At 70.2% G+C, this 21,659-nt stretch carries 18 protein-coding genes; 11 read left to right on the top strand and 7 right to left on the bottom strand.

The window, feature by feature from the left end; translation table 11 throughout:
- Nucleotides 1-149: 149 nt before the first annotated feature.
- Nucleotides 150-1,298, top strand: a complete 1,149-nt coding sequence (locus AC1RRS_RS06740) for an aminotransferase (protein WP_492854449.1) — start codon at nucleotides 150-152, stop codon at nucleotides 1,296-1,298.
- A gap of 102 nt (nucleotides 1,299-1,400) precedes the next feature.
- The gene (locus AC1RRS_RS06735) at nucleotides 1,401-3,263 is read left to right on the top strand and encodes a glycoside hydrolase family 2 protein (RefSeq protein ID WP_492854447.1); all 1,863 of its coding nucleotides are present in this window, start codon (nucleotides 1,401-1,403) and stop codon (nucleotides 3,261-3,263) included.
- Between the two features lie 3 nt (nucleotides 3,264-3,266).
- On the opposite strand, the gene AC1RRS_RS06730 is transcribed toward AC1RRS_RS06735, so the two are convergent.
- The gene (locus AC1RRS_RS06730) at nucleotides 3,267-3,743 is read right to left on the bottom strand and encodes an SRPBCC family protein (RefSeq protein WP_492854446.1); all 477 of its coding nucleotides are present in this window, start codon (nucleotides 3,741-3,743) and stop codon (nucleotides 3,267-3,269) included.
- A 158-nt stretch (nucleotides 3,744-3,901) separates the two neighbouring features.
- On the opposite strand from AC1RRS_RS06730, the gene AC1RRS_RS06725 reads away from it, so the two are divergent.
- Nucleotides 3,902-4,666: an SDR family oxidoreductase gene (locus AC1RRS_RS06725; protein WP_492854445.1), complete on the top strand. Its 765-nt coding sequence runs from the start codon at nucleotides 3,902-3,904 to the stop codon at nucleotides 4,664-4,666.
- Between the two features lie 129 nt (nucleotides 4,667-4,795).
- Entirely contained in the window at nucleotides 4,796-7,369 is a 2,574-nt protein-coding gene (locus AC1RRS_RS06720; RefSeq protein WP_492854444.1) for a hybrid sensor histidine kinase/response regulator, read from the top strand.
- A gap of 132 nt (nucleotides 7,370-7,501) precedes the next feature.
- Here AC1RRS_RS06720 and AC1RRS_RS06715 read toward each other — a convergent pair whose 3' ends face one another.
- Complete coding sequence (locus AC1RRS_RS06715; RefSeq protein WP_492854443.1) at nucleotides 7,502-7,951, bottom strand: response regulator transcription factor; 450 nt, start codon at nucleotides 7,949-7,951, stop codon at nucleotides 7,502-7,504.
- Between the two features lie 220 nt (nucleotides 7,952-8,171).
- Here AC1RRS_RS06715 and AC1RRS_RS06710 point away from each other — a divergent pair, with 220 nt between their 5' ends.
- Nucleotides 8,172-9,548 (top strand): MFS transporter, encoded by a 1,377-nt coding sequence (locus tag AC1RRS_RS06710; protein WP_492854442.1) that lies wholly within the window; start codon nucleotides 8,172-8,174, stop codon nucleotides 9,546-9,548.
- A 7-nt stretch (nucleotides 9,549-9,555) separates the two neighbouring features.
- Here AC1RRS_RS06710 and AC1RRS_RS06705 read toward each other — a convergent pair whose 3' ends face one another.
- The 5 genes from AC1RRS_RS06705 to AC1RRS_RS06685 all read right to left on the bottom strand — a co-directional run bounded on the left by AC1RRS_RS06705 (nucleotide 9,556) and on the right by AC1RRS_RS06685 (nucleotide 15,077).
- Nucleotides 9,556-10,407, bottom strand: coding sequence for a hypothetical protein (locus tag AC1RRS_RS06705; RefSeq protein ID WP_492854441.1), 852 nt, complete (start codon nucleotides 10,405-10,407; stop codon nucleotides 9,556-9,558).
- Between the two features lie 97 nt (nucleotides 10,408-10,504).
- A complete protein-coding gene (locus AC1RRS_RS06700; protein WP_492854440.1) occupies nucleotides 10,505-12,493 on the bottom strand; it encodes a methylmalonyl-CoA mutase family protein in 1,989 nt (662 codons plus the stop codon).
- Nucleotides 12,494-12,707: 214 nt separating this feature from the next.
- Nucleotides 12,708-13,193: a VOC family protein gene (locus AC1RRS_RS06695; protein ID WP_492854439.1), complete on the bottom strand. Its 486-nt coding sequence runs from the start codon at nucleotides 13,191-13,193 to the stop codon at nucleotides 12,708-12,710.
- 15 nt (nucleotides 13,194-13,208) lie between these two features.
- Entirely contained in the window at nucleotides 13,209-14,039 is an 831-nt protein-coding gene (locus tag AC1RRS_RS06690; RefSeq protein WP_492854438.1) for an oxidoreductase, read from the bottom strand.
- 162 nt (nucleotides 14,040-14,201) lie between these two features.
- Nucleotides 14,202-15,077, bottom strand: coding sequence for a TauD/TfdA dioxygenase family protein (locus tag AC1RRS_RS06685; RefSeq protein ID WP_492854436.1), 876 nt, complete (start codon nucleotides 15,075-15,077; stop codon nucleotides 14,202-14,204).
- A 273-nt stretch (nucleotides 15,078-15,350) separates the two neighbouring features.
- Here AC1RRS_RS06685 and AC1RRS_RS06680 point away from each other — a divergent pair, with 273 nt between their 5' ends.
- The 6 genes from AC1RRS_RS06680 to AC1RRS_RS06655 all read left to right on the top strand — a co-directional run bounded on the left by AC1RRS_RS06680 (nucleotide 15,351) and on the right by AC1RRS_RS06655 (nucleotide 21,587).
- Nucleotides 15,351-16,553: an aromatic ring-hydroxylating oxygenase subunit alpha gene (locus tag AC1RRS_RS06680; protein ID WP_492854435.1), complete on the top strand. Its 1,203-nt coding sequence runs from the start codon at nucleotides 15,351-15,353 to the stop codon at nucleotides 16,551-16,553.
- Between the two features lies 1 nt (nucleotide 16,554).
- Entirely contained in the window at nucleotides 16,555-17,361 is an 807-nt protein-coding gene (gene ygiD, locus AC1RRS_RS06675) for a 4,5-DOPA-extradiol-dioxygenase (protein ID WP_492854434.1), read from the top strand.
- 12 nt (nucleotides 17,362-17,373) lie between these two features.
- Complete coding sequence (locus AC1RRS_RS06670; RefSeq protein ID WP_492854433.1) at nucleotides 17,374-18,447, top strand: acetamidase/formamidase family protein; 1,074 nt, start codon at nucleotides 17,374-17,376, stop codon at nucleotides 18,445-18,447.
- A 4-nt stretch (nucleotides 18,448-18,451) separates the two neighbouring features.
- Nucleotides 18,452-19,417 (top strand): helix-turn-helix domain-containing protein, encoded by a 966-nt coding sequence (locus tag AC1RRS_RS06665; RefSeq protein WP_492854432.1) that lies wholly within the window; start codon nucleotides 18,452-18,454, stop codon nucleotides 19,415-19,417.
- A 129-nt stretch (nucleotides 19,418-19,546) separates the two neighbouring features.
- Nucleotides 19,547-20,797, top strand: a complete 1,251-nt coding sequence (locus AC1RRS_RS06660) for a GAF domain-containing sensor histidine kinase (RefSeq protein WP_492854431.1) — start codon at nucleotides 19,547-19,549, stop codon at nucleotides 20,795-20,797.
- A gap of 13 nt (nucleotides 20,798-20,810) precedes the next feature.
- Nucleotides 20,811-21,587 carry a polysaccharide deacetylase family protein gene (locus tag AC1RRS_RS06655; RefSeq protein ID WP_492854430.1) on the top strand — a complete coding sequence of 259 codons (777 nt, stop codon included), beginning with the start codon at nucleotides 20,811-20,813 and terminating at the stop codon, nucleotides 21,585-21,587.
- Nucleotides 21,588-21,659 lie beyond the last annotated feature (72 nt).

The following is a 21,659-nucleotide window of genomic DNA, read 5'->3' as shown; positions in this document are numbered from 1 at the left end:
GCTCCCCCAGAGGGGGAGCATCTGGAGCGATAGATCCTCCCCCTCTGGGGGAGGTGGCCCGGAGGGCCGGAGGGGGCTGGCGCGGCGGAAAGTCTTGGCGCCTCGACCTCGCCAAGCCATGGTCCCCGCCCACACCGCCCGAGCCTCCCATGGTCCATCCCGTCTTCGCCGACCTGCCCGTCACCGTCTTCGAGGAGATGAGCGGCCTCGCCCGCGAGCTGGGGGCGATCAATCTGGGCCAGGGCTTTCCGGACGACCAGGGGCCGATCGCCCTGCGGCGCAAGGCCGGCGAGGCGCTGATCGAGGGCTCCAACCAGTATCCGCCGATGCGCGGCCTGCCGCAGCTGCGCCAGGCGGTCGCCAGCCACTACGGCCGCACCCAGGGCCTGGAGCTTGATCCCGACCGCGAGATCATCGTCACCTCGGGCGCGACCGAGGCCCTGGCGGCGGCCTTCCTGTCCCTGATCTCGCCCGGCGACGAGGTCGTGCTGTTTCAGCCGCTCTATGACGCCTATCTGCCGATGGTGCGGCGGGCCGGCGGCGTCCCACGCCTGGTTCGCCTGACGCCGCCGCACTGGCGGTTCGACCGGGCGATGCTGGAGGCAGCCTTCAGCGAGAAAACGAAGCTCGTCGTGCTCAACAGCCCGCTGAACCCGGCCGGCGTCGTCACACCCGACGAGGATCTGGCCCTGCTCGCCGAGTTCTGCGTGCGCTTCGACGTCACCGCCGTCTGCGACGAGGTCTGGGAGGCCGTGGTCTTCGACGGCCGCGCCCACCGGCCGCTGATGACCTTCCCCGGCATGCGCGAGCGGACGGTGAAGATCGGCTCGGCCGGCAAGATGTTCGGGATGACCGGCTGGAAGGTCGGCTTCCTGTGCGCCGCCCCGCCGCTGGCCAAGGCCCTGGCCGGCGCCCACCAGTTCCTGACCTTCACCACCCCGCCCAATCTGCAGGCCGCGGTCGCCTTCGGGTTGGAGGAACCGGGCGACTGGTTCACGGCCATGCCCGCCGGCCTGCAGCGCTCGCGCAACCGGCTGGCGGCGGGGCTTCGGGAAGCGGGCTTCTCCGTGCTCGACAGCGGCGGGACCTATTTCCTCAATGTCGACCTGACCGCCTCGGGCATCGACGAGCCCGACCGCGCCTACGCGCTCAGAGCCGTCCGCGAGCACGGCGTGGCGGCGATCCCGGTCTCGGCCTTCTACGCGGAAGACCCGGTGACCAACGTCCTGCGGCTGTGCTTCGCCAAGGCCGACGACGTGCTGGACGCGGCTGTGGAGCGGCTGGCGCGGGCGAAGTGAGCTCCCTCCCCACCCCGCTGGACAACCTCGCATTGGCCTGACCAATATCCCCGCCAATGACGACGCCGGCATTACCAGCGTCGCGAGGGCAGGGAGAGGCGGATGCGGCGGATCTTCGGATGGGCCTTGGCGGTCGCGGCCGCGTTCCTGGCGACGTCGGCGGCCTCCGCCGGCCCGACCCTGAACCGCGCCGACCTGCGCGCCGGCCAGGACCTTTCCGGAACCTGGAACTACTCGGTCGATCCCTATCGCGACGGCGTCTCCGGCTTTCATCGCGGCCCGCCTGGCGTCGGCCACCGGCGCTATGACGACAGCGACGTCGATCAGGCGACCCGCGCCGATCCCAAGGCGCTCTACGAATACGACATGCGCCGCTCGCCGACAGCGACCCTGCCCGCCTCGTGGCTGACCCACGCGCCGGAGATGCGTCACTACCAGGGCCTGGTCTGGTACCAGCGGCGCTTCGACAACGTCGCCCTCAAGCCCGGCCAACGGGCCTTCCTGCGCTTCGAGGCCGCCAACTATACCGCCAAGGTGTTCCTCAACGGCCAGGCCGTGGGCGAGCACGAGGGCGGCTTCACGCCGTTCTCGTTCGAGGTCACGGGCCTGCTGCGGGCCGGCGAGAACCAGGTGACGGTCGGCGTCGATTCCACGCCCTCGGCCGACGGCGCTCCGCCGCCGGTCACCGACTGGGAGAACTACGGCGGCATCACCCGGCCGGTGCGGCTGGTGATCACCCCGGCCACCTTCGTCGACGAGGCCTGGGTGCGGCTGACCCGCGACGGCAAGGCCATCGCCGCCGACGTGAAGCTCGACGGCCCCGCCGCCGCAGGCCAAGCGGTCAGCGTCAGGGTCGCGGGCCTGACCTTGAGCGGCAAGGCCGGCGCCGACGGCGTGGCGACGCTGTCGGCCCCCGCGCCCAAGAGCCTCAAGCGCTGGGCCCCCGGCGCGCCGGCGCTCTACGACGTCCGCGTCGAGGCCGGCGACGACGTGCTGACCGACCGCGTCGGCTTCCGCACCATCGAGGTGCGCGGCGGCGAGATCCTGCTGAACGGCAAGCCGGTATTCCTGCGCGGCATCTGCCTGCACGAGGAGGAGCTGGGCGAGAACCCGGCCCGCACCATCACCGAGGCCAACGCCCGCGCCCTGCTGGGCGAGGCCCGCGACGGCCTGCACGCCAACTTCGTGCGCCTGGCTCACTATCCGCACTCGGAGGTCACCGCCCGCGTCGCCGACGAGATGGGCCTGCTGGTCTGGAGCGAGATCCCGATCTACTGGCTGGTGGCCTTCGACAATCCCCGCACCCTGAAGCTGGCCCGCGACATGCTGGCCGACTCGATCCGCCGCGACCGCAACCGCGCCTCGATCGTACTGTGGAGCGTGGCTAACGAGACCCCGGTCAGCGACGCCCGCAACGCGTTTTTGGGAACCCTGACCGACGACGTCCGGGCGCTGGACGACACCCGCCTGGTCACCGCCGCCCTGCTGGCCGCCCGCAAGACGGTTGCCAGCCCTGATGGACAGCACGCCGAGCAGTGGATCGACGATCCCCTGGCCGCCAAGCTCGACGTGCTGGCGGTCAACACCTACGCCGGCTGGTACGGCGACGACCCGCTCGACGCGGTGTCCAGGATCACCTGGCGGCCCACCGACAAGCCGATGGTGTTCTCCGAGTTCGGCGCCGACGCCCTGGCCGGGTTCAGCGACCCGGTGCTGATGCGCAAGTTCTCCGAGGACTTCCAGGCCCGCTACTACGTCCAGACCCTGGCCATGGCCGCCAACGCGCCGTCCTTGCGCGGCATGTCGCCCTGGATCCTTAAGGACTTCCGCTCGCCCCGCCGCCAGCACCCGATCTACCAGCAGGGTTGGAACCGCAAGGGCCTGATCTCGCCCACCGGCCGGCGCAAGGCGGCCTTCAAGGTGCTGGCCGACTACTACGCCAAGCTGGCGGGGGACGGGCGCTAGCCCCTACAGCGTCGCCGCCAGGGCCGCCATCTGGTCGGCGGCGATCCCCCAGCCCTCGTGGAAGCCCATCTGCTCGTGGGTCGCCTTGTCTTCCGCCGTCCAGTGACGGGCCGTGGCGGTGTAGCGGGTCTTGCCGTCGCCGAGGTCCTCGAAGCGGACGATGCCGACCATGAACGGCTTTTCCGAGGGGACCCAGGCGCTGGTGAAGGCGTCGGTGAAGACGATCAGTTCGTTCTCCACCACCTCCAGATAGACGCCGGGATTGGGCATTTCCTCGCCATTGGGGCCGCTCATGACGATGTAGCTGTTCCCGCCGCTGCGCACGTCCATCTGCGCGTGCGACACGCGCCAGGGCGGCGGGCAGAACCACTTGGGCAGCAGCTCGGGCGTGGTCCAGCACTTGAAGAGCTTGTCGGCCGCAACATCGATGATCCGGGTCAGGGTCAGTTCGTGGGCGGCGGCGGGCGGCGTGAAGGCCATGGCGGGTCTCCGTCTTGCTGGAAGGACTGTTCGGCCCAAGGACGCGGCCGGTCCAGCCGTCCCGACATCGCACGCCGCATTTTTCGATCGCGGTTGACCGGGCCGCGCGCGGCGGTCACTGTGCAAGCAATTCAAACAAACGTTTTAGGGAGCGCGCCGTGAGCCTCTTCGACCTTTCCGGCAAGGTGGCGATCATCACCGGATCCTCGCGCGGCATCGGCAAGGCCATCGCCGAGCAGATGGCCCAGCACGGCGCCAAGGTGGTGATCTCGTCGCGCAAGGCCGGCCCCTGCGAGGAGGTCGCGGCGGCCTTGAACGAGCAGCACGGCGAGGGAACGGCCATCGCCGTTCCTGCCAACATCGCCTCGAAGGAGGATCTGCAAAGGCTGGTCGACGAGACCCGCGCCGCCTTCGGCCGCGTCGACATCTGCGTCTGCAACGCCGCCAGCAACCCCTATTACGGCCCCCTGGCCGGCATCGCCGACGACCAGTTCCGCAAGATCCTCGACAACAACATCATCAGCAATCACTGGCTGATCTCGATGGTCGCGCCGGAGATGCGCGAGCGGAAGGACGGGGCGATCATCATCGTCAGCTCGATCGGCGGCCTGCGCGGCAACGCCGTCATTGGGGCCTACAACATCTCGAAAGCCGCCGACTTCCAGCTGGCTCGCAACCTCGCCCACGAGTTCGGCCCCGACAACGTGCGGGTCAACTGCATCGCGCCCGGCCTGATCAAGACCGACTTCGCCAAGGCCCTGTGGGACGATCCCAAGACCCTGGAGCGCTCGACCGCCGGCGTGCCGCTGCGGCGGATCGGCGAGCCCGACGAGATCGCCGGGGCGGCCGTCTACCTGGCCTCGAAGGCGGGAAGTTTCATGACCGGTCAAGCCATGGTGGTGGACGGCGGGGCGACCATCTGAGCCTGGCTCCACCTGCGCGCGATAACAGCGGTCTTTAAGTGCGGCCTAGGGACGCGCCCGGTCGAAAATTAACCTCGGACACGGAAACTTGACGCTAGGACAGGACGGTTGTTCGAGGACCGCCGCCCCGTGAAGCGCATCCTGCTCCTGCTGCTCGCGCTCGTCGCCCTGGCCGGCGTCGCGCCCGCGCGCGCCGCGACGGCCCCGGCCTCGGAACAGGCGCGCAAGCTCGAGCAGCTCTATCGCGAGATCGGCGTGCAGCGGGCCGGTCCCGCCCCGCAGGACAACGAGGACGTCGAGCGCGCCGGCCGCCGGGCCCTGCGCCAACGCGGCGACACCCGCCTCTACGCCCTGTGGCGCGTGCTCTACGCCTACAAGAGCAACCACGTTCAGAAGGCCTTCGACGACTGGGAGGCGACGGTGCGCGCCACCGCCCGGGTCGACGACGATCCCGAGCTGGCGGCGCTGGCCGACCTGATGCAGGCCGCCTACGACCTCGACGCGCGCGGACCGACGGGCATGGACGACGCCCGCTGGGCGCGGTTCCTGGGCGGGTCCGGCCGCGAGATCGGCCTGATGGCCGGGGTCGAGCGCATCCGCACCCTGGCGCGCAGCGGTCGCTGGACCGAGGCCAGCCATTTCGCCGGCCAGCTGTTCGAGGACCTGGGCGAGCGCGGCTCGATCGCCCGACCGCTGCTGGCCGAGGCCCACCAGGTGCACTCGTACACGCTGTCGGAAATCGGCGACAAGGACGGCGCCCTCGACCACATGGCCGAGGCCGCGCGCCTGGACGAGCGCGACGCCTTCTACATGCGCAAGATCGAGCGGCTGTACGACATCGCCTACACCGCCGCCGAGCTGGGCGAGATTCCGGCGGCCGAACGCTTCGCCGAGGTGCACCACCGCATGAGCGTGGGGGCCGGCGATCCGGATCTGCTGACCTGGGACCAGAACCTCTGCGCGGTGATCGCCGACGCCCGCGACGATCCCCAAGGCGTGCTGCGCTGCCTGCGCGACGCCGGCGCGGTGCTGGTCGCGCCGCAGGACCGGGTAGCCGTCTCGATGCTGCGCCTGCGGGCCAAGGCCCTGGCCCAGACGGGACGGGCCGAAGCCGCCCGCCGCGACCTGACGCTGCTGGACACCGCCCCGCCCCGCGCCGCGCGCCCGGATCCGGTCGGCCGCATGCTGGTCGAGGCGTTCATCGCCAACGCCGAGGGGCGCGGCAAGGACGCCTTCTCGCTGCTCGACCGGTGGCGCGTGGCCCATTCGCGCGAGACCAACGCCGCCCAGGCCGCCACCGCCTCGCAGATCTCCTCGGCGCTGGAGGCCGAACTGCAGTCCAAGCGCACCGAGAGCGAGCGCCTGACCGCCGAGGTCGAGCTGACCCGGCGCCTGGCCCAGGCCACCGGCGTGATCGCCGCCCTGATGGCCCTGCTGGTGGTCGGCGGCGTCACCTGGGCGCTCTACATGCGCCGGGCCCAGGCCAATCTGAAGGACGCCCGCGGCCGCGCCGAGGCAGCCAGCGAGGCCAAGTCCTCGTTCCTGGCGGTGATGAGCCACGAGCTGCGCACGCCGCTGAACGGCATGCTGGGCATGGCCCAGGCCCTGCGCGGCGAGACCCTGGGCGCGGGCCAGCGCGAGCAGGTCGACCTGCTGATCGATTCCGGCGAGACCCTGCTGGTGCTGCTCAACGACATCCTCGACCTGTCGAAGATCGAGGCCGGCAAGCTGGAGATCGCCCCCACGGCCGGCGACCTGGCCCAGGCGGTCGGTCGACTGGTCAACGGCTTCCAGCCGACGGCGCGCGAGAAGGGCCTCGACCTCACGTTCTCAGTCGTCGGCGATCCGCCGCCGTGCCTGATGTTCGACGTCGTGCGGGTGCGCCAGTGCGTGGCCAACCTGGTGTCGAACGCCCTGAAGTTCACCAGCGAGGGCAAGGTCGCCGTGACCCTGTCCTGCGCCCCCGAACCCAACAGCGGCCGCCAGTCGGTGCGGCTGACGGTCAGCGACACCGGCATCGGCATGACCCCGGCGACGCTGAACAAGCTGTTCGGCGCCTTCACCCAGGCCGACGCCTCGACCACCCGCAACTACGGCGGCTCGGGCCTGGGCCTCAACATCACCCGCCGCCTGGCCGAGATGATGGGCGGCTCGGTGACCGTGCGCAGCCGCGAGGGCGAGGGCTCGCTCTTCACCCTGCGCTTCCTGGCCGACGTCGCCGTCGGCGAGGCGGCCGAGGCGCCGGCGGCCGAGCCCGCCGCCCTGGAGCTGGACGCCCTGGCCTCGCTGGGCGGGCGCCGGGTGCTGGTGGTCGACGACCATCCGGTCAACCGCCGCGTCATCCGCCTGTTCCTGGAGCCGTTCGGCTGCGAACTGGTCGAGGTCGAGAACGGCCAGGAGGCGCTGGACGCCGTCGCCGCCCATCCGTTCGACATCGTGCTGATGGACGTCAACATGCCGGTGATGGACGGGCTGGAAGCCACCCGCCGCCTGCGCGCCGACCCGCGCTGGGTGCGCCTGCCGATCGTCGCCCTGACCGCCGACGTCATGCAGACCCAGATCCGCACCTGCCTGGAAGCGGGCATGGACGCCCACGTCGCCAAGCCGATCGACATGCGTAACCTGCTGTCGGTGCTGGCCCAGGTGGTGGTGGCCGCCCAGGCCCCGGGCGTTTCGCGGGCGCGGACGGCGGAACGGGTCTGAGAACCTCCCCCTGTGGGGGAGGCGATCGCGCAGCGATCGGTGGGGGGAGAGGACGCACGCTTCCAGCGTATCGAAAGCTGAAAACGGCCCCCCTCCGGCCTTCGGCCGCCTCCCCCAGAGGGGGAGGTTCTTTTAGTCGATCTCGAACGTGTCCGGGCCGGAGGGCTGCGGGGCCGGCTGGGGCTTGGGGACTGGCGGGGTCACGGGCGCGCGGCCGTCGCTGGCCAGCAGGGCCGAGACGCGCTTGAGCAGGTCGGCGGCGGTGAACGGCTTGACGATGTAGCCGTTGGCCCCGTCGTTCAGAGCCTGCTTGACGGTCTCGATGTCGCCCCGGGCGGTCATCATCATCACCGGGGTGCGCAGGCGGCGCAGGCGGCGGATGACGCGCAGGGCCTCCAGACCGTTCATCCCCGGCATCTGGATGTCGAGCAGCACCAGGTCCGACTTGGCGTGGCCCAGGGTCTCCAGCCCGACCGCGCCGTTGGGCGCGCCCGAAACGCGATGACCGGCCTGGCTCAGCACCAGGTCGACGAACTCGCGGACCAGCGGATCATCGTCGATCACCAGGATGGAGTGGGGCATCGGCGGGCTTTCGGGGAACGCGTCGGGTACTCGACCAACTATAGCGCGCACGCCCGGCGCCTCGCACCCCCGCGCGCCGATTTCCGGCGAGGCGCGCTCTATTGTCGCGCTCGGCGACGCGGGCGGTTCAACCTATCGGTTCCGTGCGGCGGCTTGGCGAGGGGCGCGGAAAAGGGCATGACCGCCTGCCCGGCCCGCAAGGCCGCCGAAGAGACCGTCGATGTCCGTCGCCGCCGACCGCACCGCCCTGCTGGACCGCGCCCTGCTGCCGCGTTTCGGCCTGCTGTGCCTGGGCATCTGGCTGAACGCCGCCGACACCCTGGTCACCGCCACCATCATGCCCAGCGTCGCCCGCGAGGTTGGCGGCCACCAGTATTTCGGCTGGTCGGTGGCGGCCTATCTGATGGGCTCGATCGTCGCCGGCGCGTGCAGCGGCAAGTTCTCGCAAGGCCTGGGCCTGCGCCGGGCCACCGCCTTCGCCGGCGTGGTCTACGCCGCCGGCTGCGCCATGAGCGCCCTGGCGCCCGAGTTCGTCACCTTCGTCGTCGGACGGCTGATCCAGGGCCTGGGCGCGGGGGCCGTGGTGGCCCTGTGCTACGTCGCCATCACCGCCCTGTTCCCCGAGAAGCTGTGGCCGCGCGTCTACGGCGCGGTGGCCGGCGTCTGGGGCGGGGCGACCCTCCTGGGACCGCTGCTGGGCGGGGTGTTCGCCGCCGCCGGCTTCTGGCGGGGCGCGTTCTGGGCCTTCGTGATCCAGGGCGTGATTTTCGTCGTCGCCGTGCTGGCCATGCTGCCGGGCGAGAAGCGGGCCGAGAGCCGCACGCGCATCCCCAGCCGCCAGCTCGCCCTGCTGGTCGTCGGGGTCAGCCTGATCGGCGCGGCCGGGGTGGTCGCCTCGCCGGCCACCGCCGGGATTTGCGCGGTGCTGGGCGTCGCGGCCATGGCCGCCATGCTGGCCGTCAACCGCCTCTCACCCGACCGGCTGCTGCCACGCTCGGCCGCCGATCTTTCCACCGCCACCGGCCTTGGCCTGCTGGTCATGTTCGCCTGCGAGGCCGCCGCCATCGGCTTCACGGTCTACGGCCCGGCCTTCATCCAGGCCCGCCACGGCGCCTCGCCGCTGGTAGCCGGCTACGTCACCGGCGGCATCGCCGCCGGCTGGACCGTCTGCGCCATGCTGGTCGCGCGCCTGAAGCCCGAGCACGAGCCCCTGGCCATCCGCGCCGGCGCGCTGGTGATCCTCGCCGGCGTCGCGGCCTCGGCCCTGGCGGTGTCGCGCGGCGGGCTGTGGAGCACGGGCCTGGCGCTACTGGCCGTCGGCTGCGGTTTTGGCCTGTGCTGGGCGTTCCTGGCGCGGCGCACCATCGCCGGCGCCCCGACGCAGGAGCAGGCCCTGGCCTCGTCGGCCGTGCCCACCGTGCAGCTGATCGGCGGCGCGACCGGCTCGGCGGCCGCCGGGGCCATGGCCAACCTGCTGGGCTTCGGTCACGGCATCGACCCCGCCGCCGCCTTCGCCCACGGTCCCTGGCTGTTCGGGGCCTTCGTGCCGCTGGCCCTGGTCGGCTTCGCCGCGGCCTGGCGGCTGGCGCGGGACTGACCCGCCTTCAACGGTCGCTGGAACTGCTGAGGGCGATCAGGGCCAGGGCGGGGTTCTGGGCGACCGCCAGCATCGACACTGCGGCCAGGGCGCTGTCGTCGCGGCCGTCGGCCTCGGTGGCCGCGCCAGGGATCGGCGTGACGATGGACTCGGGCGGCGCGCCCGGCGCGGGGCCGATCTCCAAGTCGGGACGGTAGCGGAAGATCTCGGCGCGGACAGCGTCGACGCCCAGCGCCAGGGGCGCCAGATCGATCTCGACATCGGCTCCCACCGCGCGGTCCGCGGCGTCCAGGACCGGCAGATCGTTGGGACCCAGCCGCAAGCCCAGCTTGCCCGCCCGGTGGCGCGCGCGCGGGCGCACGGCCTGCAGCGCCGGCCAGGGAATGGTGCAGCCCAGTTCGCGGGAATAGAGGCCGTCCGTGTCGATCCGCAGCTCGACCCAGTCCTCCAACGGCTTGCGCCTCCAGGCCAGCCAGCCGAAGCCGCCACAGAGCGCCAGGGCGTAGACCACGCCCCAGGCGTCGCCGTACCACCAGGACTGTCCGGCCAGCAGCAGGCCGATGGCGAGGCCGCCGAGCGGCGCGCGGCGTTTCCAGCGGGCCTGGAACAGGGTCTTGCGGCTGGCGCGCCATACGCCAAGTTCGGGCTGGTCGGGGGCGTCCTCGCGCCGGCCGGCCAGCCAGAAAGCGACGGCCGCCAGGCCGCCGGCCACGAACAGCGGCGGTCCGACCTCGGGCGAGCCGCCCCAGACGCCCAGCAGCAGGCCGCACCAGATCGCCGTGGTCGTCATTTCGCGCGCGGTCTCGCCGGTGGGCAGGCTCGTCCGCACGCCGTTCGCGACCTTGCGCAACGGCGTCATGTCCGCCGAACCTCTATCGGACGGGACGTCTGGATCATGAGGCGGCGCCTGGCTCATCATCCTAAGGTAGCGTGGCCGTGGCGGCGATCAACCACGCTCAAGCCTGCTCCAACGCCGTCGCCTCGACCAGGCGCACCACGTCACCCATGATCTCGGTGATCCGGAAATCCTTGGGCGTATAGATGCGCGCCACGCCCATCTGCTTGAGGATCAGGGCGTCGGCCTCGGGGATGATGCCGCCGGCGACGACGGGGATGTGGTCCAGGCCCTGCGCCCGCATCAGCCGCACCACCTCCTGCACGAGATCCAGGTGCGAGCCCGACAGGATCGACAGACCCACGACGTGCGCCCGGCTTTCCTTGGCGCGGCGGACGATCTCCTCGGGCGTCGAGCGGATGCCGTCATAGACCACCTCCATGCCGCAGGCCCGGGCCCGGGTGGCGATCTGCTCGGCGCCGTTGGAGTGGCCGTCCAGGCCCGGCTTGCCGACGAGGTAGGTCAGGGTGCGGCCCAGCACCTGCGAGACCCGCTCGACCTCCTTCTTCACCGCCTCGACGTCCTCGGCCTCGCCGGTGGAGACCACGATCGCCACGCCCGTGGGGCCGCGATACTCGCCGAACACCTCGCGCAGAGCGCCGGACCATTCGCCGGTGGTGACGCCGGCCTTGGCGGCGGTGATCGAGGGCTCCATGATGTTTCGGCCATCAAGCGCGGTGACCTTCAGATCGGCCAGGGCGGCCTCGACGGCGGCGGCGTCGCGATCCGCGCGCCAGGCCTGGATGCGGGCGACCACCTCGGCTTCCAGCTTCGGGTCGATAGTCTCGATGTTTCCCTCGCCGGCCGACAGGGGCGAGGGCTCGCTGTCGGTCCAGCGGTTGACGCCGACCACGGTGAGGTCGCCGGTCTCGACCGCCCGCACCCGCCTGGCGTTGGAGGAAACCAGCTCGGCCTTCATGTAGTCGATGGCGCTGGCGGCGCCGCCCATCTCGTCGATCAGGGCCAGTTGCTCCAGCGCGCCCTTCGACAGCTCGGCGACCTTGGCCTCGACTACGTGGGAGCCAGCGAACAGGTCTTCGTATTCCAAGAGGTCGGTCTCGTAGGCCAGCACCTGCTGCAGCCGCAGCGACCACTGCTGGTCCCAAGGCCGCGGCAGGCCCAGGGCCTCGTTCCAGGCCGGCAGCTGCAGGGCCCGGCAGCGGGCGTCCTTGCTCAGGGTGACGGCCAGGGCCTCGATGAGGATGCGGTAGACGTTGTTCTCGGGCTGCGGCTCGGTGAGACCGAGGGAGTTGACCTGCACCCCGTAGCGGAAGCGGCGGGCCTTCTTGTCCTGCACGCCGTAGCGCTCGAGCAGGATCTCGTCCCACAGCTTGGTGAAGCTGCGCATCTTGCAGAGCTCGGTGACGAACCGCACCCCGGCGTTGACGAAGAAGCTGATCCGCGAGGCGACGATCTCGAAGTCTTCCTCGGGCACCTGGCCGCCGGCGCGCACGGTGTCGAGCACGCTGATCGCCGTGGCCAGGGCGAAGGCCAGCTCCTGCTCCGGCGTCGCGCCGGCTTCCTGCAGATGGTAGCTGCAGACGTTCATCGGGTTCCATTTCGGAACCTCGCGATAGCACCAGGCGATCATGTCGCCGATCAGCCTGAGGGACGGCCCCGGCGGGAAGATGTAGGTCCCGCGCGACAGGTATTCCTTGATCAGGTCGTTCTGAGTGGTGCCCTGCAGCAGGCCCCGATCCGCCCCCTGCTCGTCGGCGAGCGCGACATACATCGCCAGCAGCCAGGCGGCCGGGGCGTTGATGGTCATGGAGGTGTTCATCTTCTCCAGCGGAATCTCGCTGAAGAGGGCGCGCATGTCGCCCAGATGGCTGATCGGCACCCCGACCTTGCCGACCTCGCCGCGGGAGAGGATGTGGTCGGGGTCGTAGCCGGTCTGGGTGGGCAGGTCGAAGGCCACCGACAGGCCGGTCTGGCCGCGCGCCAGGTTCGAGCGATAGAGCGCGTTGGATTTCTCGGCCGTCGAGTGGCCGGCATAGGTGCGGAAGATCCACGGCGGATCGGGCGCGTGCTGATAGGCCTTGTCCGACATCCTGCGCTCCCGGCGATCTTTTCTGGTTATCGCCGGATGATGCGCCGGTGTTGGGTGCGGTGCAATATGAGGCTTCGCAGGTGCGTTACCCGCTGCGCGGGACCCCCTCCGGCCCTCTGGGCCACCTCCCCCAGAGGGGGAGGATTACGCGGCGCAGATGCTCCCCCTCTGGGGGAGCTGTCGCGGAGCGACTGAGGGGGCCGCCGCTAGGCGGCTACTCCCGGCTGAAGCTCTCCGGCACCTGCGGCTCCGCGCCCGCCTTGCCCCACAGCACGATCTCATTGCCCCAGGGGTCGCGGAAGGCGTGGTTGTAGCCATTGAACTCGGCCCAGTAGTGGTCGCGCCAGAGCAGGGTGGCGCCCAGCTTCTCGGCGGTCGACAGGATGCGGTCGGCGCTGTCGTCGTCGCCGATCAGGATCCAGATGCGGGGCTTGCGGCCGTCGGTGGACAGGGCGCGGGGCTCGACGCCGGCGCTCTCCGGGTGCGGACGGACGTTGGCGGCGTCAAAGATGCCCAAGTGCAGGTTGCCGATCTGGCTGTCGGAGCCGTCGGGGTTCTTGAACTGACCGCCGGGCACCATGCGGTGATAGATCCCCTGCGGCCGGGCGTCATTCTGCCAGCCGAACACCTCAGCGTAAAACTCGCCGGCCTTGGCGGGATCGTCGCTGGCCAGGTCGACGAAGATCAGGGTGTTGGTCACGGGCGGTCCTTTGGGTCAGTCGAAGGCGATGGAAAGGGAGAGGTCGCGCCAGGCGTCGATGTCGGCCTTCAGGCCGTCGATCGCGTAGCCGGCGTAGTGAAGGGCGTCTTCGCCCAGCAGCAGGTGCAGGGGCGGCTCGGGCGCATCGACGATGGCCAGCACCGCCAGGGCGGCCTTCTTCGGATCGCCGGGCTCGGAACCGGCGTGGTCGGCCATGATCCGCTCGGCGTCGCGGGCGAGGCCGTCATAGTCGGCGAGCTTGTCGGCCACGACGGTCTTGGAGCCCTTGGCGAAGCTGGTGCGCAGGCCGCCGGGGGCCACATTGGTCACCTTGATCCCCAGCTCGGCGACCTCGGCCGCCAGGGTCTGGGTCAGGCCTTCCAGCGCCCACTTGCTGGCGCAGTAGACGCCGGTGCCGGCCCAGACCGCCAGGCCCGAGACGGAAGTGACGTTGACGATCCGCCCCGCCCGCCGCGCCCGCATGGCCGGCAGCACGGCCTTGAGCACGGACAGCGGCCCGAAGACGTTGGTTTCGAACTGGGCGCGGACCTCTTCCAGCGAGGCCTCCTCGACCGCGCCGACCAGGCCGTAGCCGGCGTTGTTGACCAGCACGTCGATCTGGCCGGTCAGGGCCTCGGCGGCCTTCACGGCGTTCACGACGGCGACCGGGTCGGTGACATCCATGACCAGGCCGTGGGCGCGGCCAGGCGCCAGGGCCTCGAAGGCGGCGACGTCGGCCTTCCTGCGCACCGTGCCGGCCACGACGTCGCCCCGCGCCAGGGCGGCGGCGGCGATCTCGCGCCCGAGCCCGCCGGATACGCCGGTGATCAGCCAGGTCTGGGTCATGTTCGAAAAGCTCCGCACGGGTTTGGGGAGGCGCAACAAACCAGATCCTCCCCCTCTGGGGGAGGTGGCCCGGAGGGCCGGAGGGGGTCAGCGCCGCCTTCGGCGGCCCCCTCAGTCGGCTCCGCCGACAGCTCCCCCAAAAGGGGGAGCATCTGATGATCTCTAAAACGGCTTATCGCCCTTCACCCACAGGCGGTGCATCGTCCGGAAGTACTTCTGGTCGTCGTACAGGGTGCCGGTGTGCAGGGTGCAGCGGTTGTCCCACATCAGGATGTCGCCGGGCCGCCACTTGTGGGCGTGGACGAAGCGCTCCTGCGTCATGAACTCGACCAGTTCGTCGAGCAGCGCCAGGCCCTCGGGGCCGGGCTTGCCGATCACCTCGGTCACCGTGCCGGTCGAGGGCCACAGGGCCTTGCGGCCGTCCGAGGGGTGGGTGCGGATCAGCGGGTGCTCGACGTCGGGATTGGCCGCCTCCATCTCGGGCGACAGGATCATCTGCTCGCCGAAGGTGCGGGTGGCCATGAAGTGCTTGTAGCTGTGGTGCAGTCGCAGCGGCAGCAGCTCGGCCTGCTTTTCGGGGCTCAGCGCGTTCCAGGCGGCGCAGCCGTCGGCCAGCAGGGTGTCGGAGCCTTCCTCCGGCGCCTCCACGCAATAGAGCATGGTCAGCATCACCGGTTCTGGCTTGTAGCTGTAGTCGGTGTGCCAGCCGACGCCGTCGTTGTGGGCCCCGATCGGCTGGCCGTCGACGACGCGGTTGGAGAGGATGAAGATCTTCGGATAGCCCGGCAGGGTGAAGCGGGTCTGGGTGTGGTCTTCCGGATCGCCGAACCGGCCGATGAAGGCCATCAGGTCGTGGGGCGTCATCGTCTGGTCGCGCACCAGCACCGCGCCGTGGGCGTGGAAGGCCGCCACCACCCCGTCGAGTTCGGCGTCCGAGGCGGTCGGCAGGTCGATGTTCAGGATCTCCGCGCCGAAGTCGTCTTGCGCGCCCTTCTTGAGGGGCTTGGTGGCCAGGGCGGGCGGTGCTTCGGCGAGCATGGGATCGACCTTCGGGTGACTGTATGGCGGCAAGCCTAGGCGGCTGAAAAACCACGGTCTTGCCTCAGAGCGCCCTCTCTCTTTCCCCCATCTCGTGCGCGTATGGTCAAAAACCCGCCTCCTGTACGCCCCGGCGACAGCAGCGCCCGTTCGGCGGGCGACGGCGCGGCGCGCCTCTGCGGCTGACCAAGTTTTCGTGCGCGCTGGAGCAAGACCGGGGCGTGTCGCGGCGCCAGCCTTGAGGGGTCTTCCTCCCAAAGCGAGCGCCCGGCCGTGACCCTGTTCAGCGACGCCTTCTTCGACGGGCTGTCCAGCTCCACCCAAGAGGTGGGCGCGGCCGAGACCCTGCCGCCGGCCTGCTACACCGACACCGCGTTCTACGAGTTCGAGAAGGCCGCCCTGTTCGACCGCGAATGGCTGTGCGTGGGCCGGGTGGACCAGGTGCAGGAGCCCGGCGACTTCTTCACCACCGAGATCGTCGGCGAGCCGATCCTGGTCACCCGCAACCGGGCCGGCGAGATCAAGGCGATGTCGTCGGTCTGCCAGCACCGCGCCATGCTGGTGGCCGAGGGCAAGGGCAACGCCCGCGGCTTCGTCTGCCCCTATCACCACTGGGTCTATTCGCTGAACGGCGACCTGGTGAACGCCCCGGCCATGGACCGCACCTGCGGCTTCGACAAGAAGAAGGTCAGCCTGCCGACCTTCAAGGTCGAGATCTGGCTGGGCTTCATCTTCGTCAATTTCGACGCCGAGGCGCCGCCGCTGGCCCCGCGCCTGGCCGCTGTCGAAGCCGCCATCGCCAATTTCGACCTCGAGACCGCCGAAGCGCTCGAACCCATGACCGGTCAGTTCGCCTGGAACTGGAAGGTGATGTTCGAGAACAACAACGACGGCTACCACGCCAGCAAGCTGCATCGCGGCGTGCTGCACGACTTCATTCCCAGCGAGCTGGCCAGCTTCCCCGAGGCCGAGCCCGGCGATGCGGGCTTCCTGCGCTACAACGGCACCCTGCACCCCGACGCCAGCTTCAACCCGACCCAGAAGGCGGTGCTGCCGATCTTCCCCAAGCTGTCGGACGAGGACCGGGGCCGGGCGACCTTCGCCAACATCCCGCCGACCCTGTCGCTCGTCATGACCAGCGACATGGTCATCTACCTGATCCTACGCCCCACCGGGCCGGAGACCATGGCCCAGGACACCGGCATCCTGGTCGCCCCCGGCGCGCGTGACTCCTACGGCTTCAAGGAGCGGCTGGAGATGATCATGACCTCGGCCGGCCAGATCATCGCCCAGGACATGCATGTCGACGAGCTGGTCCAGAAGGGCCTGCGCTCGCGCTTCGCCATCCGGGGCCGCTACTCCTGGCAGGAGGGCGCGCAGGTGCAGTTCAACCGCTGGCTCGCCCCGCGCTACCAGGCCCAGTGGGCGCGGCTGAAGGGTGGCGAGGCGCCCGCCGCTCCGGTGGAGGCCGCCTGAGATGACCTCGCGCCTTCCCGTCGTCTTCTTCGGTCACGGCAGCCCGATGATCGCTCTGGAGACCAACGACACCACCAAGACCTGGCGGTCGATGGCGGCCGAGATCGAGGCCAAGCACGGCAAGCCCAAGGCCATCCTCTGCGTCTCGGCCCACTGGATCACCAAGGGCGTCGGCGTCACGGCCATGAGCCAGCCCCGCACCATCCACGACTTCGGCGCCTCGTTCCCGCGCGCCCTGTTCGAGGTGCAGTACCCGGCGCCGGGCTCGCCTGACCTTGCGGCCCGCGTGCGCGATCTGCTGGCGCCCGAGATCCCGGTGGTTCTGGACGAGCGCCAGTGGGGCCTGGACCACGGAACCTGGTCGGTGCTGTGCAAGGCCTGGCCCGAAGCCGACGTGCCGGTGATCCAGCTGTCGATGGACGGGACGAAGTCGCCAGCCTGGCACTACGAGATGGGCAAGCGCCTGGCCTCGCTGCGTGACGAGGGCGTGCTGATCGTCGGCACCGGCAACATCGTCCACAACCTGCCGGCCATGGACTGGGGCGACCGGCACTGCCCGCCCTACGACTGGTCGCAGCGCTTCAACGAAGCGATCAAGACGGCCATCGCCGACGACCAGCCGCTGACCGCCGTGGAATTCGAAAAGCTCGGCGAGGACGCCCGCCGCGCCGTGCCGACGCCCGACCACTACTGGCCGCTGCTCTACGTGCTGGGCGCCCGCCTGCCCGGCGACGTCGCCCGCTTTTCCCCCGACCACATCGAGCACGGCTCGCTGAGCATGACCAGCGTCACGCTGGCCGCGGCCTAAACGGAGATCCCGATGCCCTTCATCTGCGAACCCGGCCAGGTCCGTCCCGACGTCGCGCCCGGCGCCCTGCACCACCTCAAGGCCACGCCCGAGACCATCCACTGGGGCTATTTCGATCCGTCGATCAAGCCGGCCCTGCGCATCAAGAGCGGCGACCTGATCCAGGCCGAGGCGATCACCCACCACGCCGGCGACGCCCCCGACCTGATGATGGACGAGGCGATCACCCGAATCTTCACGCAGGTGCCCGAGGACGACCGCAATCCCGGCGTCCACATCATGACGGGGCCGATCTGGATCGAGGACGCCAAGCCCGGCGACGTGCTGGAGGTGCGCTACCTGCGCATGGTCCCGCGCAACAACTACGGCTCCAACCTCGCGGCCAACTGGGGCTATCTCTACAAGGAGTTCGGCGAGAAGGAGCGGGTGACGATCTACGAGCTCGACGCCGACTACAACACCGCCAGCGCCCTCTACGCCTACGACTTCCCCGGCAAGTACCTGACGCCCGGCACCATCACCAACTGCCCCGAATGCGACCGCCAGAGCGCCCTGCCCGGCGTGCGCATCCCGGCCCGTCCGCACCTGGGCACCGCCGGCGTCGCGCCGGCCGTCGACGGCCGCGTCAGCACCATCCCGCCCGGCCTGCACGGCGGCAACATCGACAACTGGCGGATCGGGGCCGGGGCGACGATGTATTATCCCGTCCAGGTGGAGGGCGGACTGTTCTCCATCGGAGATCCCCACGTCAGCCAGGGCGATGGCGAACTTTCAGGCACCGCGATCGAAAGTTCGCTCAACGTCCTGATGCAGATCGTCCTTCGCAAGGATTTCGAGACCCCCGGGCCTTTGCTGGAGACCCCCAAGTGGTGGATCGTCCACGGGTTCGACGAGGATCTCAACGTGGCCATGCGCCAAGCTTCCCTCAACATGCTGAGCCTGCTGTCCGACCACGTCGGCCTGACCAAGAACGACGCCTATTCGCTGATGAGCGTGGCCTCGGACTTCGGCGTCACCCAGGTGGTCGACGGCAAGCAGGGCTGCCACGTGCGCATCCCGCGCGACATCTTTCCGAAGAGAACCTGAGGCCTTGCGCGCCTGGTCGTTCAGCACCGACAGCTACCCCCGCGCCGAGCGGGCCGACGCCTGGCGCGAGGCCATGTCGCGCCTGGGCCTGCCGGTCGAGAGCCTGTCGGACCTGGAGCCGGCCTCGACCTCGGTGGTCTGCCTGACCAGTCCGCTGGGCATCGAGTTTGCTTTGGTCAACGCCGGGGCCCAGACCATCTCGGGTCGCCTGACCAACCAGCCGGCGGCGGTGTGGATGGCGGTGCTGCTCGACGGCCAGGCGGCGGTGGTCAGCGACGACCTGGCCGAAGACCTGTCGATCGGCGACATCGCGTTTGGGCCGACGGGCCAGGCGGCGGCCCTGCGGCTGGCCACCCGCTGCCGGCTGATGTTCGTCCGCGCCCCGCGCGTCGCTTTGAACCACCGGCTGGTCGCCCCGCGCGCGCTTCGCGTGGGTCGCCTTCGGGGGGAAGGCGGGGTCAAGCACATCCTGTCGGGCCTGCTGCGCTCGACCGCTGACGCGCTGGAGGACCTGACCGTCGACCAGCTGCGTCCCGTGGAGCTGGCCCTGGCCGAGTTCCTGGGTCTGTGCCTGTTGGAGGCCGGCGAGGAGCGCGGCGCGGCCTGGCCGACCGACGCCCGCAGCGCTCACCTGCAGCGCCTGCGCCAGACCATCGAGACCCTGCTGCCCGACCCGAACCTGACCATCCGCCGGGTGGCCGACGAGGAGGGCGTCTCGCCGCGCTACGTGCAGAAGCTGTTCGAGGGTGTCGAGGAGACCTTCAGCCACTATCTGCGCACGCGACGCCTGGAGCGCTGCCGCAACGACCTGGCCAGCCCGCAGTTCGCCCGGCTGTCGATCTCGGAGATCTGCTTCCGCTGGGGCTTCAACGGCAGCGCCCACTTCAGCCGCGCCTTCCGCGACCAGTACGGCTGCTCGCCCCGGGATTTCCGCCGCAGCGTGCGCGACGAGGAGCGGGTCGCGGCCTGAGGTCCGGCGTCGCTCGCACGGCCTATGGCGCCCTGGCGGCCGGCCTTGCTATGCTCTGTCGATGAGAGGTCGGAAGCCTCTTCGCGAAACCCATCCCAGTGGGTTGTCAGGGTGTTCTGGGAGGGGCGCATGGATTCCGAGAACGGCACGACCATCGACGACCTTCCCGACGGCCTGACCGCCAAGGCGTCGACGCCTCGGGACGCCGCGCTGCCCGAGCTGCTGGCCGATGTCGCCAAGGTCGCCAAGATCGAGGTGGTGCCCCAGATCCTGGAAGTGGTCTGCCGGACCACGGGCATGGGCTTCGCCGCGGTGGCCCGGGTCACCAAGGACCGCTGGATGGCCTGCGCCGTGCGCGACGAGATCGGCTTTGGCCTGCTGCCCGGCGGCGAACTCGAGGTCGCCACCACCATCTGCGACGAGATCCGCGACAACCAGATGGCCGTGGTCATCGACCATGTGGCCGAGGATCCGATCTGGCGCGACCACCACACGCCGCTGAAATACGGCCTGCAGAGCTACATCTCGACGCCGATCCACCACAACGGCCAGTTCTTCGGCACCTTGTGCGCCATCGATCCCCGCCCGGCCAATCTGCGGGGCACCCAGGCCCTGGCGACCTTCGAGCTGTTCGCCAAGTTGATCGGCAGCCACCTGGACGCCCAGGACCGCCTTGCCGAAAGCCAGGTCGCCCTGGCCACCTCGCAGCGGGCCTCGGAGCTGCGCGACCAGTTCATCGCCGTGCTCGGCCACGACCTGCGCAACCCCCTGGCCGCGATCAACGGCGGAACCCGGCTGCTGCGCAAGGAGCCGACGCGCGAGAAGGCCGAGTTCATCCTCCGTCAGATGGATCAGAGCGTCGCGCGGATGGCGGGGCTGATCGACGACGTCATGGATTTCGCCCGCGTGCGGCTGGGCGGCGGCTTCGGGCTCGAGGCCCGCGCCGTGCCGCCAGAGGCGCTGAACCAGTCGCTGGAGCAGCTGGTCGCCGAACTGCGCAGCGCCCAGCCGCATCGGCGGATCGAGTCCGAGATCGCCGTGAGCCAGACGGTCGTCTGCGACCAGGCCCGCATCGCGCAGATGCTGTCCAACCTTTTGGGCAACGCCCTGACCCACGGCGACCCGGCCAAGCCGGTGAGGGTCGAGGCCGTCACCCGCGACGGCCTGTTCGTGCTGGCGGTGGTCAATGGCGGCCCGGCCATCCCGCCGGAGACGATGGCCAAGCTGTTCCAGCCGTTCACGCGCGGGTCGGCCGAGATGCAGCAGGGACTGGGCCTTGGCCTCTACATCGCCTCGGAGATCGCCAGCTCCCACGGCGGCGCCCTGGCGCTGGAGTCCGACGACCAGGAAACCCGCTTCTCGTTCTCCAAGCGGCTTTAGGGAGCGCGCGCCTATGAAGACGTTGCTGGCGATCGTCATGAGCCTGGCGTGCGGTGTCTCCGCCGCCTGCGCCGCCCGGTGGCCGAACGGCGCCAAGGCGGCCGTCGCCCTGACCTATGACGACGCCCTGGTCTCGCAGCTCGACAACGCCGTGCCGGCCCTGGACGCGGCGGGCTTCAAGGGCAGCTTCTTCCTGTCGGGCGTCAAGGCGGCCGACATCCCGCGCTGGCGAGCCGCCGCCGCCGAGGGCCACGAACTGGCCAACCACACGATCTTCCACGCCTGCCCGGCGGCCAACTTCCCGGCCGATCCGCGCTATGTCGCCGAGGCCTATACGCCCGCCAGCCTGCTCAAGGAGATCGAGCAGCAGAACGTCCTGCTGACCGCCATCGACGGCAAGACCCGCCACGGCTTCGCCACGCCCTGCGGGGCCAGCAAGGCCGGCGGCGTCGACTATCTGGAGGCGCTGCGGGCCTCCGGCCTGGTGACCTACGCCCGGGGCGTGGTGACGACGCCGGAGGACCTGGCCGGCGCCAGGATCGACCCGATGCACGTCCCCTCGCGCGGCTTTCCGGAGAGCGTGACCGGCGCCCAGCTGATCGACTTCGCCAAGAGCGCCGCGGCCGGCGGCGGGGTGGCGGTGTTCCTGTTCCACGGCGTGGGCGGCGACTATCTGCAGGTCTCCAACCCGGCGCACCAGGAACTGCTGGCCTGGCTGAAGGCCCATCCCGATCAGGTGTGGGTGGCGCCGTTGCAGGAAGTCATGGACTGGGCCGCGGCCCATCCGTGAGCTTCTAGGGCTGATCGACATTCACCGGTTTGGGCTCATTTTTCACCGAGCCTCCCCGCGAAGGCGGGGATC

It is taken from the genome of Caulobacter sp. GW821-FHT12A07 (assembly GCF_058807655.1).
The sequence above is the reverse complement of the archived record's forward strand: the minus strand, read 5'-3'. Positions and strand labels throughout refer to the sequence as shown.